Genomic DNA, 13,825 nt, shown 5'->3' with positions numbered 1-13,825 from the left:
CGGCTTACAGCGGATGAATCAGGCGGCCGCCACCGTCGCCGGCGCCGCCTTGCGCCCACATCAATGGCCGGCGGCGCGCAGCTTTTCCAGCTTGCTGGCCAGCGTGGCCGCCGACAGCACGCCGATATGCATGTCGACCAGTTTGCCGCCGGCGTCGTAGAACAGGGTGGTCGGCATCGCGCTGGACCCGACCGCGCGGCCCACGGCGGCGCGCGGATCGAGCAGCACATTGGACATGGCCGCCTGTTGCGCGATGAAGGGCAGGGCGGCCGCCAAACTTTCCCCCTGGTTGACGAAGATGAAGGCGAGGTCGGCTTGACCGGCCTGGGCATCGACCAGCATCGGCATCTCCTGGCGGCACGGCGGGCACCAGCTGGCCCACAGGTTGACCACGGCCGGCTTGCCATGCGCGGCGGCGGCCAGCGTGGTGCTCTCGCCGCTCAGTGCGGTCAGCGCGAGGTCGGGCCGCCGCGCCGAGGCCGTTGAACTCGACAGTGCCGCGCCGCCGGCGAATTGCCACATCAGCAGCCCCGCCGCGACGCCGAGCGCCAGCGGCCGGCGCAGCGGCGCCTGGCGCCGGCAACGCCACGCCACCAGCGCCAGTCCCGCCGCCAGCGCCGGCCATGGCGCGATGCCGCCGTCGCGGATATCGATCATGCTCCACGGCGCCGCGCTGTACTGCTTCCACCACAAGAGCACGAAAGCGGCGCGGCCGACCAGCAGGCCGGCCAGCGCGGCGTCGGTCAGCACGGCGCCGACCGGCAGCTTGCGCGGACGCGCGCTCAGATGCGCGACCGCAATCGCCAGCAGCAGCGCCGCCAGCATCAGCACATAACTGGTGGGGAGCGTCAGCGGGCCGACAGTGATGTTGTACATGCGCGTGTCCAAAATGAAAAGCCGCCATTGTTGAGGCGTCCGCTTAAAAGGCCCTTAACCGTTTCCCCGGCCCAGTTCGCGGCGGCCATCCGTTCAGTTGCCGTTACGATGGCGCCAAGTTTCCGCCAGGTGCTAGGTCGCGGCCAAGTCGCGGCTATAAAGCGCGCGGCGAGTCCGACGGCAGGACTTCAGCCTGCGCGACCGCCTCGACCGGTTTTGGCCTGGCCGGTTTTTTCTCGACGATCAACAAATGCGGGTCGACGGCGCCGGTCTGTTTCTGGCTGACGATTTGGACGACGTTGGGCTTGGTGCTGAGCGGGGAGCGCGGCGCTTTGGGGGCGAGCATGATATCCCTTGGCTGAAGGGGCGACTAATCGGAATTGCAAAAAAACAAATGGCGACCCTCAATATTTTTCCAAGTGTAATTTTCACAATTGTTAATTTGTAAAAATTACCGGATACTGCAAACTCCACTTTCTCAGGAGTGACGGCGGTGTCGTCGGGCCAGTTGCGCAATCTCAGCACGGCGATCGGCCTGGTGCCGTCCGACACTTATCGCTATGTCGCGCCGCCGCCGAACAGCGACCCCAAGGATTTCATGAGCCTCAATACGGTCAAGATGACGCAGACCGTCGATGCCGTTTTTCGCCTGAAATAAGGGCTCCGGCGCGCGCCTTGAAATCGGCCCTTGATAATTCAAGAACGCGCCCGATGTGTATCCGGTCACGATAACTGTTTAGCATCTTTGCATTTTTTTACAGAGGAGAGCCATCATGACCGCGACCGACCATTCCATCCTGCTGGACCGTGCTGTTGTAAAACGGACTCACACGACGCCGGAGCCCGACAGCCCGCCGCCCCAGCCCGAAAAAGATCCGCCGCCCGACGAAATGCCGCTGCCCGAGCAGGCGCCCATAGAGGAGCCGACGCCGCCGGCGCCGCCGCTGCAAACGTGAGCCGGGAAATATTGGCAGCCGGCTATTGATAAGAAACAAATCGCGTTGCTCGACAGATACAAATTTTAATATTTGTGAGGACTGTCACACGGCCGTCATCGAAGACTTCCTATAATTGAGCCATGACATCTCACGCATGTTCACGGAGGCCAAAATGGGCAGTTCCTTACACGACAAAATCTACCTCGGTCGTCGCAGCGCGGTGCTGCGCAGCAAGCGGGCGCAAGCGGTGCTGTGCCTGTGTGCGTTTGCCAGTATCGGGCTGGTGTGGATGGCGATCCGCGCGCTGAAGTAAGCGGCGCGCGCGGACGCATTACCTTGCCGTTGCCGTGCCGGACGCGTACCATGAGGGCCGAAGCTGTCTCTTATGGAAAAAGGTAATGAAGAACGAGAAATTAACGCAAGACGAATATGACGCGCTCAACGAAGTCGCGCGCGGTATCAAGGGCGATCGCGTCAGCGCTTGCATCGGCCGCAACACCAAGCGCCTGGCCGGGCTCAAGCTGTTCAGCATCGCCCACAATGGCCGCATCTCGCTGACCGACAAAGGCCAGCAGGCGATCTTTTTGCGCCGCTGCATCCTCGGCCTGCGCGCCGTGGCCGCCGACGCCGGTGTCAAGCTCGACGCCGACGTCGCCATGTTCCTCGGCAAAAAAGCCCACGTCTTGCCGCGTCCCGACGACGGCGGCTACGACATCACCGAAAAAGGCCGCGAATCGCTGGCCGACATCACCGCCCAGGGCATGTAAGGCGGATCAAGCTGCGGCGGCCATCGGGGTCGGACCACGGTCTTGGCCCCGAATCACGTCGGCTCCCATCGAACTATCCGGCGTAGGCGCGCTTGAGCTGCTGGATGTCGAGCTTGCCCATCTCCATCAGCGCGTGCATGACACGCTGCGCCGCCACCTGGTCGCTGCCGCACAACATGTCCGACAATATCGTCGGCACCACCTGCCACGACGCGCCGTAACGGTCCTTGAGCCAGCCGCAGCGCTGCGCCTCGGGATCGCCGCCGTCCGACAAGCGTTCCCAATAGTGGTCGATCTCATCCTGCGTCTCGCAATTGACCTGGAAGGAAATGGCGGGCGTGAAGGGAAACTGCGGCCCGCCGTTGAGCGCCGTGAAGGACTGGCCGTCGAGCTCGAACGCCACCGCCAGCACGCTGCCGGGCCGCTGCCCATGGCGCGCCGCGTCCTGCTCGCCGTAGCGGGAGACCGCGCCCACCTTCGAGCCGGGGAAGATGCCGGCGTAAAACTGCGCCGCCTCCAGCCCCTGGCCGTCGAACCACAGACAGGGCGTGATTTTGCGTAGGCTTTTCATGGCTCTCTCCGTGGTCGTTGGCGGTGAAAACAGTATAAACAGTTTTCCCGGCCGCCGCGCTATTGCCCGTATCGTCCGGAGCGGATAGCATGTGTTCCTCTTGAACCGACCTCACCTGACTGGAAACGCCATGGAAACACCGATGAACTGGACCGCCCACGAACTGTCGATGACGGTCTTGATGACACCCGACATGGCCAATTTTTCCGGCAACGTCCACGGCGGCACCATCCTCAAATATCTCGACAGCGTGGCCTACGCCTGCGCCAGCCGCTATTCCGGCGCCTACGTGGTGACGCTGTCGGTCGACCAGGTGATGTTTTTACAGCCCATCCACGTCGGCGAACTGGTGACCTTCCTGGCGTCGATCAATTACACGGGCCGCACGTCGATGGAAGTGGGGATACGCGTGGTGACGGAAAATATCCAGCAGCGCCTGGTGCGCCACGCCAACAGCTGCTACTTCACGATGGTGGCGGTGGACGCCAACCGCAAGCCGGTCGAAGTGCCGACGCTGGTGCCGGAAACCGAGGAGCAGAAGCTGCGCTTCGAGCAGGCGCAGTTGCGCAAGCAGTCGCGCCAGATGGTGCACGGTGCCAAGCGCGCCAAATGATGCGTGGACGGGTTGGTGGGTTGATGCATGGGCGCGGCTGCCATAAAATCCGCGCCGTCGCATTGCTCTCTTTCAGCCGCCGCGCCGCACCCGCCGCACCACCCAATAAGCCAGCAGCCGGTTCAGCGGCGCCAGCCACAGGCCCTGCCAGCGTGCCACGCGGCGCTGCATGGCCAGCGCCGGCGACGGCGCGCCGCCCTTGACGGCGAACAGGATGCGGTTGTTGCCGGCGATGCCGTGGAAGCAGCACAGGCGGTTCTGGAACGTCAGCCGCAGCCGCTGCAAGGTGGCGCGGTAGTGCGGATCGTAGCTGAACAGATTGGCCACCAGCACGCCGCCGGGCCGCAGCGCGCGCCGGCAGTCGGTATAGAAGCGCGCGCTGCCCAGCGCCGGCGGCATGCCGTCGGCGTCGAAGCCGTCGACCAGCAGCACGTCGGCGGCGGCCGTCAGCCCGGCCAGGTAGTGCGTGGCGTCGGCGTGGATCACGGCTAGGCGGCCGTCGTCGGGCGGGATGGCGAACTGCTCGCGCAGCGCGATGACGTCGGCGCGCAACTCGAGCACCGTGATGCGGCTGTGCGGCAGGTAGCGGTGGCAGAACTTGACCAGCGAACCGCCGCCCAGTCCCACCATGACGATATGCTCGGGCCGCCGCTGGAACAGGGTGAAGCACATCATCGCGCGCACATAGGTCAGCACCAGCTGGTCCGGGCGCGACAGCCGCATTTCGCTCTGTATCATGCCGGGCTTGAATTGCAGCGAGCGGCGGTCGCCCTCGGTGTGGACCAGCGGCGGCGGGGCGGGATCGCGGGCAGGGGGCATGGTTGGTTCAGCTTGCTTGTTGCTAAGTAAGAATTTCTGATAAGCTCAGGCAATGCCGTCGCGCCGCAGCCATTCTAGCGCAGCGGAGCGCCTTGTGGCGCATGGCGCAAAGCGGCCGCGACACACGTATACAGACCGAAAATTTGTAGGTACATTGGGCAGCAGCGCCGACCACGAAGCGCGCGCCCGGCCACACTAATTGCGCCCCAGCCCGCTGGCGGCGAGACCTTGGAGAGAAAGATGTTCTTAGACCACCCGACGCTGACCGCCACCAACAGCTCCACCGAACCGGACCGGCTGGAGCGGCTGACCCGCGTCTACGGTTACGCGGTGGCGCTGGCCGACGTCGCCGGCAAGCAGGGCTTCATCGAAAAATTCGCCCAGCTGCACGACCACAAGGGCACGCTGATCGTGTTCTGGCACCAGGCGCCGGAAGAGGATGAAAAAGCCTTTTTCGCCCGGGCCTGGGCCAGCAAGATGGGCGACGGCAGCAGCAACGTCGAACACGAAGTCTGAACGTCGGCGCGGGCGCGTGCGCTTCCCGGCCGCGGCTGCGCCGTAGCTTTTTCTACGCAACGACTGGCAACGACACGCATCGATCGTCATGGATATAAAAACATTGATACTGGCGCTGGCGCTGGGCCATCTGAGCCTGTGCGCCGCGCTGTTCTTTTTTGAGTACGACAGCCGCAAGTCGCTGAGCCAGTCGACCTGGGCGCTGGCCAAGCAGTTGCAGGCGGCCGCCTGGCTGCTGCTGTATTTCCGCGGCACGCTGTCGGACTTGCTGACCATCGCGCTGGCCAACGGCCTGCTGTTCGCCGGCATGGCGCTGGACGCCTCGGCCCTGTGGGACGATGCCGGCCGCCCGGTCTGGCGGCGCTACCTGGCACCGGCGCTGGCCGCGGCCGTGGCGCTGTTCCTGGCCGGCTATGGCCTCGACATGTCGGCCGGCCTGCGCGCGGCGCTGTCGTCGCTGAGCGTGGCCGGCTTTGGCGCGGCCGGCGTGGTCGCGCTGGCGCTGGCCTGGCGCGGCGGCAGCATGTTGCGGCGCTACCTGGTGCTGACGTTGCTGGCGCTGACGCTGCTGGTGGCCGGGCGCGGCGCGCTGTCCGTGCTGCTGCCCGACGGCTGGAGCTGGATCAGCGCCGACATGGTGCGGGCCACGGCGCTGGCCGCGCTCTACCTGATGATGTTGACCAACGGCTTCGGCTATCTGCTGCTGACGCGCGAACGGCTGCAGGCCGAACTGGCGCGGCTGGCCGTGGTCGACCCGCTGACGGACGTGCCGAACCGGCGCGGCTTTTACCAGGCGCTGACGCCGTGGATGGCGCTGGCGCGCCGGCCCGGCATGCCGACCTCGCTCATCATCCTGAACCTCGACCACTTCAAGCGCGTCAACGACAGCTACGGCCATCCGGTCGGCGACGCCGTGCTCAAGGAAATGGTCGACGTCTGCAAAAAACAGCTGCGCGACAGCGACATGATGGGCCGCCTGGGCGGGGCCGAATTCGCCGTGCAGCTGCCGCGCACCTCGCTGGAGGACGCGCTGATGGTGGCCGAACGTATCCGCAACGCCGTCGCCGCGCTGCCGGTCAAGACCGAGCGCGCCGTCATCAACCTGACCGCCAGCCTGGGCGTGACGACCATCCGGGCCGAGGACAGCACGGTGAGCCTGTTCAAGCGCGCCGACGAGGCGCTGCAACAGGCCAAGCGCGACGGCCGCGACCGGGTGGTCGAGGCGCGCGCCGCCAGCATGCTGGAAGTCTAGGCGCCGCGCACGATAGCGCATGTCATCAAGGCGTCACCGACGGCGCTTACCGTCGATTTTACTCATTCAGATTTAACAGCCTGCGTGGTCATTAACAGAGAGAGGCTAGTATGTACGCTGCGGTAGATTTGGGCTCCAACAGTTTTCGCCTGCACATCGGCAAGCATGACGGCGAGGCGATCCGCGTGCTCAAAAGTATGCGCGAGCCGATCCGCCTGGCCGCCGGCCTCGACGCCGCCGGCAACCTGAGCGAGGCGGCCATGCAGACCGCGCTGGCCTGTCTGAAAAGTTTTCGCGTGGCGCTGGCCGGCTACCAGCTCGACGCCGTGCGCGTCGTCGCCACGTCGGCCATGCGGGTGGCGCGCAACAGCGCGGCCTTCTTGCCGGCCGCCGAACAAGCCATCGGCTACCCGATCGAAATCATCTCCGGCGAGGAGGAGGGGCGCCTGATCTACATGGGCGTGGCCAACGCCATCGCGCAGCCGGTCGAACGGCGGCTGGTGATCGACATCGGCGGCGGCTCGACCGAATTGATACTGGGGCGCGGCGCGGAAATCGAGCGGGTCGAATCGTTCAGCATCGGCACCGTCAAGCAAAGCCTGTCGTTCTTCGTCGGCGGCCGCGTCGACGCGCCCTCGTTCGAAGCGGCCATCCTGTCGGCGCGCAGCCACTTCGAGGACGCCGCGCCGCCGTATCACCCGCAATACTGGAAGCGCTGCTACGGCTCGTCGGGCACGGCGCGCACCATCGCCGACATCATCGTCAAGAACAACCTGGGGCGCGAAGTGAACGCCGCCAGCCTGGACGCGCTGAAAGCGCGCTTCATCGACTTTGGCCACGTCAGCCGCATCGAGATGGCCGGCCTGCGGCCCGACCGCGCCGGCACCATCATCGGCGGGCTGGCGATCCTGATCGCGCTGGTGCACGAACTCGATATCGCGGTGGTCGAACCGATCGAAGCCGGCCTGCGCATGGGCGTGATGTGGGACCTGTACCTGCGCTCGACCAAACGTGACCGGCGCGAACAGTCGGTGCGCGGCTGCCTGGAGAAATTCCACGTCGACCCCGCGCGCGCCAGCCGCGTGGCCGACGACGCGGTGGCGCTGTACGCGCAGATGAAGCCGGGCTCCGACACCTACACGCGGCTGCTGTACTGGAGCGCGCTGCTGCACGAAGTGGGGCTGGCGGTGTCGCAGACCGGCTACCACAAGCACGCCGCCTACATGGTGGAAAACGCCGACCTGCCGGGCTTCACCACGCGCGAGCAAAAGGCCATGAGCCGTTTGATCCTGGCGCAGAAGGGCAATCTGCGCAAGGTGGTCGAGGCGCTGGCCGATCCCGACTTCCTGAAGGCGGTGGTGGCGCTGCGGTTGGCGATCCTGTTCATGCACTCGCGCATAGAGCTCGATTTCAGCGAACTGAAACTGCGCATGAAGAGCCGCATCGAACTCGAAATCCGGCGCGACTGGGTGAGCGATCATCCGACCGTGGCGTACTGGATGGAGAAGGAGCAGGAGCTGTGGGACGAGGTGGGGATAGACTTCAGCATCAGGGCCAACGCCTGACGGGACGGCGGGTTTGGCGGTTTTTGTAAATCGTTTATATCGTTTGCACCGATAGTTCGCACGACATCTGATATTGCTCAAGCGCATTTTTTGGAAATAGTATATATTGTTTATACTTATTCAAAATTAATGGAGCAAGCATGAGCAAAACGACCCCGATCAAAGCCGCCGCAACGCCGGCCATCGCCAACGGCCAGGCAGCGGCGCTGCCGGTTTCCAGCATCAAGACCCCGGTCAAGAAAGCCGCCGCCAAGCCGGCGGCCGCAGCTAAAGCGGTGAAGGCGCAGGCGGCCAAAGCCGAGCCGGTCGCCGCCAAGGCGGTCGCGAAGAGCGCCGCCAAGCCGGCAGGCGCAGCGCCTAAAGCGGCAAGCAAGGCCACGTCCAAGACGGAAGCCAAAGCGGAACCTAAAACCGCAGCGAAGGCGGCACCTAAGGTTGCAAGCAAGGCCGCACCTAAGGCCGCACCTAAGGCCGCAAGCAAGGCCGCGCCTAAAGCCACCGCCGCCAAGCCAGCCGCCGCCAAGCCGGTTGCGAAAGTCGCCGCCAAGCCGGCCGAGAAAGTAACGGACGCCGTCAAGCACAAGGGCAGCGAAAAGCTGGTGCGCGACAGCTTCACGATGCCGGAGCAGGAATACGCGGTGCTGGGCCAGGTCAAGAAAGCCTGCCTGAAAGCCGGCTTTGAAATCAAGAAAAGCGAATTGCTGCGCATCGGCGTGGCGCTGATTAGCCAGATCGATCTGGCGACGTTGCAAAACGTGCTGGCCGCGCTGCCGCAACTGAAAACCGGTCGTCCGAAGAAGGGCTGACCGGCGCCGCCCGCGCGCGCCCGCCCGCGATTGCCCGCCCGTTCCGGGCGCTGCGCGGCGGCCCGCGCGGGCTGTGAAAAATTAGCAACAAGTCATCGAAATGACACAAAGTTGTCATTTCCTTGAAGTATTAGATCGTTACGCTCTGCTTCGTCTCCCCACTGAAAGGATGAAGCATGCAACATTCGATCGTACAAGCTGAGGTCCGCGCCGCCAAGGCGAAACTGGTGCTGAGCATGGCCAGCACCCCGGAAGAATTGCGCGAGGTGCAACGCCTGCGTTACAAGGTATTCATCGAAACCATGGGTCTGTCGTCGCTGGTGCGCGAAGACGGCTTGGACAGCGATGAATTCGACGAGCACTGCGACCACCTGATCGTGCGCGACTCCGATACCCTCAAAGTGGTGGGCACCTATCGCCTGCTGAGCGCCACACGCGCCCGCAAGATCGGCCGCGTCTACTCCGAAAACGAATTCGACCTCAGTCGCCTGAACAATCTGCGCGGCCGCATGGCCGAAGCGGGCCGCGCCTGCATCCATCCCGATTATCGCGGCGGCAGTGTCATCATGCTGCTGTGGTCCGGCCTGGCCGAGTACATGCGCCGCGAGCGTTGCGACTACCTGGTCGGCTGCGCCAGCATCAGCCTGGCCGACGGCGGCCACAACGCGGTGGCCGTGTACCAGTCGATCAGCCAGCACATGGCGCCGTCCGAATACCGCGTCACGCCGCACTTGCCGTTTCCTATCCACCAGCTGGAAGCGGCGCAGAAGCCGCAGATTCCGCCGCTGGTGAAAGGCTATCTGCGCTCGGGCGCGTGGGTCTGCGGCGATCCCGCCTGGGACCCGGATTTTGAAAGCGCCGACTTGTTCCTGCTGCTGCCGCTGGCCAATCTCGACACGCGCTACGCCCGCCATTACGGCGTCGGCCCGGACGCGATCGCGGCCTGACACGTGCGCTTAAAACCGCCACTGCCAGGGCGCGAACGGTATCGGCACGCACCGTTCGCGCTTCTGCGCCGCTCCGATGTATCATCCGATATCGGGACGAATGGGGGCATGGCATGCAGGATGAAGCGGACATCGAGCGAGTCGGATATCAGCAGCGCGAGGTGGTGCGGCACCGCGCCGGCACGCAGGCGCGCGCGGTCGATTGCGTCGCCGAGGAGATGCCGGTGGCGCTAGTGTTCAACGGGATTTCGCACGCGGTGATGATGGCCACGCCGCGCGATCTGGAAGCGTTCGCGGTCGGCTTCGCGCTGACCGAGGGCGTGGTGCAAAGCCGCGCCGACATCTACGATATCGACGTGCGGCCGGCGCGCGCCAGTGCCGAAGTGGAGCTGACCATCGCCCAGCCGGCGTTCCTGAAGTTGAAGGACAAGCGGCGCACGCTGTCGGGCCGCAGCGGCTGCGGCGTGTGCGGCATCGAAAGCCTGGCGCTGCTCGATCTCGACCCGGAGCCCATCGTCGCGCCGGCGCTGCCGCCGGACCTTGCGTCGGCCATCGCCCGCGCGGCGCGCGAGCTGACGCAGCATCAGGCGCTGATGCGCGCCACCGGTGGCGTTCATGCGGCCGCGTGGTGCGCGCTCGACGGCGCCATCGTCAGTGTGTTCGAGGATGTGGGGCGCCACAACGGCCTCGATAAACTGATCGGCCATCTGGCGCTGCGCGGCGTCGACATGCGTGACGGCTTCGTGTTCATGTCGAGCCGGGGCAGCTACGAGCTGGCGCGCAAGGCGGCGCGCATGAACATCCCGATGCTGGCCACGATCTCGGCGCCAAGTTCGCTGGCGATCGACATCGCCGCACAGGCGGGCATGAAGCTGGTCAGCTTCTGCCGCCAGGACGGCTACGTCGAATACACCTGACCTTATCGGGCGGGTTCCCGTGCCTTCACAAGCGCCAGCATCTTCGCCGACCACGGATTGCCTGTCGCCGCCTCGGCGAGCGACTCGTGGCCGAACACCGGCATCAGGCCGTGGCCGGAACTGGCCTGCACCAGCTTGAACGGATCGAAGCCGGCCGCCAGCGAATACTCCAGAAAACGCAGATGGAATTCGTCGTGCCGCATGCCGTCCAGCGACAGGATCTGGAACGACGGCCCGTTGCCCTCGTTGTACGCATCGGCGCCGGCGGCGGCCAGCGCTTTCAGGGCCGGCCAGTTAAACGCGTCGGGGAATTCCTCCCACCGTTCCTGAAGGTCCAACAGCTGGCCGAGTAGCTGGTTGATGTTGTTCGGTTTCTGCATGCTCATGTCGATCTCCCTGGTGGCGATGGCTTAGATGGCAAAGGCGCGCTTCACCAGATTCGCCTGCTGCTCCAGATGCAGGGACGGATAGCCCGGCGCGGTTGACGGCGACGCATCGCGGGACGAATCACGCAGCACCGCCAGTTTCGGCACGACCGCCGCGAGGTCTTCTTCCAGCACTTTCCAGGCGCCCTGATTGCGCGGCTCCTCCTGGCACCACACGACTTTCTCCACGTTTCGATAGCGCGCCAGTTCAGCCTCCAGTTGTGCGGCCGGGAAGGGATAGAGCTGCTCGACGCGTATCAGCGCGGCGTTGTGCAAGCCGTGGGCGCGGCGATATTCCACCAGATCGAAGTAGACCTTGCCGGAGCAGACGATGGCGCGCTCCACTTCCTGCGTGCGGGATTGTTCGATGGTCTCGTCGCCCAGCACTTCCCGGAACCGGCCGCCGGCCAGGTCCGCCAGCGCGCTGCCGGCCTCGGGATGGCGCAGCAGCGATTTGGGCGTCATCACGATCAACGGTTTGCGGTCGGCCGCCGTCGCTTGCCGGCGCAGCAGATGGAAGAACTGCGCGGGCAAGGTCGGTTGGCAGACCTGGATATTTTCCTGCGCGCAGAGCTGCAGATAGCGCTCCAGCCGCGCCGACGCATGCTCGGGCCCCGTGCCTTCCTGGCCGTGCGGCAGCAGCATGGTGATGCCATTGCTCTGCCCCCACTTGGCCGCCGCCGCGACGATGAAGTTATCGACGATCACCTGCGCACCGTTGGCGAAATCGCCAAACTGCGCTTCCCACATGACCAGCGCATCGTCGCGGACCGCCGAGTAGCCATACTCGAACGCCAGCACGGCCGATTCGGACAGGATCGAATTGTTGACGGTGAACCGGCCCTGATCGGCGCTGACGTGATTGAGCGGGACATATTTGCCTTCGCCGCGCACCTGGCGGTCTTGATTATTCAGCACCGCGTGGCGGTGGCTGAAGGTGCCGCGCTCGGAGTCCTGGCCGCTGAGGCGAACGTGAATGCCCGCCGCCAGCAGCGACGCAAAAGCCAGGTGTTCGCCCATGCCCCAGTCGAGCGGACGCAAACCGTCCGCCATCTCGCGCCGGCCGGCGACGACTTTGCTCACCAGCGGATGCAGCGCGTAGCCGTCCGGGACTTCGGAAATGCGGTGCGCCAGCTGCTCGATGACGGCGAGGGCGGGGGCGGCGTACGGACCGGCCTTGCTGGCTGCGGCCACCTGCGATGGCAGCGCGGCGGCGCTCTTTTCCACCGCCGCGCCTGCGCCGGCCAGCGCATCGCGGTAGGCGTTGACGTAGTCGTCGGCTTGTTCGCCGCTCACCACGCCGGCTTCGGCCAGCCTGCGCGCGTAGATGCTGCGGGCGCCGGGATGGCTTGCGATCGAGCGGTACATCATCGGCTGCGTGATGCCCGGCGTGTCCTGCTCCTGATGTCCGTGGCGGCGGAAGCAGACCAGGTCAATGACCACGCTGCACTTGTAGGTTGCGCGGTATTCGACGGCGAGCCGCACCGCTTCGACCACGGCTTCCGGATCGTCGGCATTGACGTGCAAGACCGGCGCCTCGATCAGCTTCGCGATATCGGTGCAGTAGTGGGTGGAGCGGGTCTCGCTCGGGTCCGAGGTCGTGAAGCCGATCTGGTTGTTGATGACGATGTGGATGGTGCCGCCGGTGCCGTGGCCCTTGGTATAACTGAGGTTCATCGTCTCCATCACGATGCCCTGGCCGGAGATCGCCACGTCGCCGTGGATTTCGACGGGCAGCACGGCGCCTTCTTCCAGCACGTCCATCTGTTCCGCCTTGCCGCGCGCGATACCCTGCACGACGGGATTGACGATTTCCAGATGCGAGGCATTGAAGGCGAGGATGATTTCCACCGCGCCGTCGTCGGTCTCCATGGTGCCGGTGTAACCCTTGTGGTACTTGACGTCGCCGGCCGGCAGCAGCCTGGCCGTCTTGCCCTCGAATTCATCGAACAGCATCCGTGCCGGCTTGCCGACGGTGTTCACCAGCACGTTCAGGCGGCCCCGGTGTGCCATTCCCAGCATGGCGGTCTTGATGCCGTGGGCGGCCCCGGCGCGCAGCATTTCATCGAGCAGCACGATCAGCGCTTCGCCGCCTTCAAGCGAGAAGCGCTTCTGGCCGACGTAGCGCGTGTGCAGATATTTTTCCAGTCCTTCCGCAGCCGTCAATCGCTCCAGGATGCGCTTGCGTTGCGGTGGCGTCAGCGCCGGTTTTGCGCGCGCCGATTCGAGCCGCATCTGCCACCATTGACGCTGGCCGGCGTCGGCCAGATACATATATTCCGCGCCCAGCGTGCCGCAATATGTCTCTTTCAGCGCGGTGACGATGTCCTTCAGCGGCGCCGAGTCGGCGTCCCAGAAGTAGGTGTCGGCCGTGCTGAAGCGGGTCGCCAGATCGTTCTGCGTCAGGCCATAGTAGGCCGGCGTCAGCTCGGGCAGCGGCGGGGTGGGACTCCATTGCAGCGGATCGAGCAGCGCCTGGCGCGTTCCGACCATGCGGTACGCGGCGACGAGCGCTTGCACCGCCACCTGTTTTTTTGCGAACGCCAGCGCGGCGCCTTCGTTCGCAGCCGGCCGCGCGTGCTTTGCCATGGCGACGAATTTATCGATGACCGCCGCGTGCGGGACGTCGCTGCGCGCGCTGCCGTCGACCGCCGGCGCCGATTGCAGCGCTTCGAAATAGCCGCGCCACTCCTCGGATACCGAGCCGGCATCGGCCAGGAACGACTCGTAGAGCTGCTCGATGTAGGGCACGTTATCCCCGAACAGAAAAGAGGTTTTCCGGTTTTGCGTCATCATGATGAATTCTCCTGGGG

At 65.1% G+C, this 13,825-nt stretch carries 17 protein-coding genes; 11 read left to right on the top strand and 6 right to left on the bottom strand.

Going from position 1 to position 13,825, the window contains the following annotated elements; all coding sequences use genetic code 11:
- Nucleotides 1-60 precede the first annotated feature (60 nt).
- Both Q0S71_RS25700 and Q0S71_RS25695 read right to left on the bottom strand, forming a co-directional pair.
- Nucleotides 61-876, bottom strand: coding sequence for a TlpA disulfide reductase family protein (locus Q0S71_RS25700; RefSeq protein WP_296002058.1), 816 nt, complete (start codon nucleotides 874-876; stop codon nucleotides 61-63).
- A gap of 154 nt (nucleotides 877-1,030) precedes the next feature.
- Nucleotides 1,031-1,222 (bottom strand): hypothetical protein, encoded by a 192-nt coding sequence (locus tag Q0S71_RS25695; protein WP_296002055.1) that lies wholly within the window; start codon nucleotides 1,220-1,222, stop codon nucleotides 1,031-1,033.
- 147 nt (nucleotides 1,223-1,369) lie between these two features.
- Between Q0S71_RS25695 and Q0S71_RS25690 the strand changes: the two genes are divergently transcribed.
- The 4 genes from Q0S71_RS25690 (at nucleotide 1,370) to Q0S71_RS25675 (ending at nucleotide 2,581) form a co-directional block, all read left to right on the top strand.
- Nucleotides 1,370-1,534 (top strand): hypothetical protein, encoded by a 165-nt coding sequence (locus Q0S71_RS25690; RefSeq protein WP_296002052.1) that lies wholly within the window; start codon nucleotides 1,370-1,372, stop codon nucleotides 1,532-1,534.
- A 115-nt stretch (nucleotides 1,535-1,649) separates the two neighbouring features.
- Nucleotides 1,650-1,832 carry a hypothetical protein gene (locus tag Q0S71_RS25685; RefSeq protein ID WP_296002047.1) on the top strand — a complete coding sequence of 61 codons (183 nt, stop codon included), beginning with the start codon at nucleotides 1,650-1,652 and terminating at the stop codon, nucleotides 1,830-1,832.
- A gap of 154 nt (nucleotides 1,833-1,986) precedes the next feature.
- Nucleotides 1,987-2,127: a hypothetical protein gene (locus Q0S71_RS25680; protein WP_296002044.1), complete on the top strand. Its 141-nt coding sequence runs from the start codon at nucleotides 1,987-1,989 to the stop codon at nucleotides 2,125-2,127.
- A gap of 85 nt (nucleotides 2,128-2,212) precedes the next feature.
- Nucleotides 2,213-2,581, top strand: coding sequence for a hypothetical protein (locus Q0S71_RS25675; protein ID WP_296002042.1), 369 nt, complete (start codon nucleotides 2,213-2,215; stop codon nucleotides 2,579-2,581).
- Between the two features lie 73 nt (nucleotides 2,582-2,654).
- Here the strand turns inward: Q0S71_RS25675 and Q0S71_RS25670 are convergent, their stop codons facing one another.
- Nucleotides 2,655-3,152, bottom strand: a complete 498-nt coding sequence (locus Q0S71_RS25670) for a VOC family protein (RefSeq protein WP_296002041.1) — start codon at nucleotides 3,150-3,152, stop codon at nucleotides 2,655-2,657.
- Between the two features lie 142 nt (nucleotides 3,153-3,294).
- On the opposite strand from Q0S71_RS25670, the gene Q0S71_RS25665 reads away from it, so the two are divergent.
- Nucleotides 3,295-3,765, top strand: coding sequence for an acyl-CoA thioesterase (locus Q0S71_RS25665; RefSeq protein ID WP_296002081.1), 471 nt, complete (start codon nucleotides 3,295-3,297; stop codon nucleotides 3,763-3,765).
- Nucleotides 3,766-3,837: 72 nt separating this feature from the next.
- Here Q0S71_RS25665 and Q0S71_RS25660 read toward each other — a convergent pair whose 3' ends face one another.
- Entirely contained in the window at nucleotides 3,838-4,584 is a 747-nt protein-coding gene (locus Q0S71_RS25660) for a transferase spermidine synthase (protein ID WP_296002038.1), read from the bottom strand.
- A gap of 240 nt (nucleotides 4,585-4,824) precedes the next feature.
- Here Q0S71_RS25660 and Q0S71_RS25655 point away from each other — a divergent pair, with 240 nt between their 5' ends.
- The 6 genes from Q0S71_RS25655 to fdhD all read left to right on the top strand — a co-directional run bounded on the left by Q0S71_RS25655 (nucleotide 4,825) and on the right by fdhD (nucleotide 10,587).
- Nucleotides 4,825-5,100 carry a hypothetical protein gene (locus Q0S71_RS25655; protein ID WP_296002035.1) on the top strand — a complete coding sequence of 92 codons (276 nt, stop codon included), beginning with the start codon at nucleotides 4,825-4,827 and terminating at the stop codon, nucleotides 5,098-5,100.
- 88 nt (nucleotides 5,101-5,188) lie between these two features.
- Nucleotides 5,189-6,352 carry a GGDEF domain-containing protein gene (locus Q0S71_RS25650; protein ID WP_296002033.1) on the top strand — a complete coding sequence of 388 codons (1,164 nt, stop codon included), beginning with the start codon at nucleotides 5,189-5,191 and terminating at the stop codon, nucleotides 6,350-6,352.
- A 110-nt stretch (nucleotides 6,353-6,462) separates the two neighbouring features.
- Nucleotides 6,463-7,917, top strand: a complete 1,455-nt coding sequence (locus Q0S71_RS25645) for a Ppx/GppA phosphatase family protein (RefSeq protein ID WP_296002030.1) — start codon at nucleotides 6,463-6,465, stop codon at nucleotides 7,915-7,917.
- Nucleotides 7,918-8,057: 140 nt separating this feature from the next.
- Nucleotides 8,058-8,723: a hypothetical protein gene (locus Q0S71_RS25640; protein ID WP_296002024.1), complete on the top strand. Its 666-nt coding sequence runs from the start codon at nucleotides 8,058-8,060 to the stop codon at nucleotides 8,721-8,723.
- A gap of 176 nt (nucleotides 8,724-8,899) precedes the next feature.
- Nucleotides 8,900-9,670, top strand: a complete 771-nt coding sequence (locus tag Q0S71_RS25635) for a GNAT family N-acyltransferase (protein WP_296002022.1) — start codon at nucleotides 8,900-8,902, stop codon at nucleotides 9,668-9,670.
- A gap of 113 nt (nucleotides 9,671-9,783) precedes the next feature.
- A complete protein-coding gene (gene fdhD, locus Q0S71_RS25630) occupies nucleotides 9,784-10,587 on the top strand; it encodes a formate dehydrogenase accessory sulfurtransferase FdhD (protein ID WP_296002019.1) in 804 nt (267 codons plus the stop codon).
- Nucleotides 10,588-10,589: 2 nt separating this feature from the next.
- Here the strand turns inward: fdhD and Q0S71_RS25625 are convergent, their stop codons facing one another.
- Together Q0S71_RS25625 and Q0S71_RS25620 are read right to left on the bottom strand one after the other, a co-directional pair.
- Nucleotides 10,590-10,973 carry a hypothetical protein gene (locus Q0S71_RS25625; protein WP_296002016.1) on the bottom strand — a complete coding sequence of 128 codons (384 nt, stop codon included), beginning with the start codon at nucleotides 10,971-10,973 and terminating at the stop codon, nucleotides 10,590-10,592.
- A gap of 24 nt (nucleotides 10,974-10,997) precedes the next feature.
- Nucleotides 10,998-13,808, bottom strand: a complete 2,811-nt coding sequence (locus tag Q0S71_RS25620) for a 2-oxoglutarate dehydrogenase E1 component (protein WP_296002013.1) — start codon at nucleotides 13,806-13,808, stop codon at nucleotides 10,998-11,000.
- Between the last annotated feature and the right edge of the window lie 17 nt (nucleotides 13,809-13,825).

Origin of the sequence: Rugamonas sp. (genome assembly GCF_025354735.1) — a bacterium.
Classification (GTDB): Bacteria; Pseudomonadota; Gammaproteobacteria; order Burkholderiales; family Burkholderiaceae_D; genus Rugamonas.
Note: the sequence above shows the minus strand (reverse complement) of the source record. Positions and strands in the feature narration are given on the sequence as shown.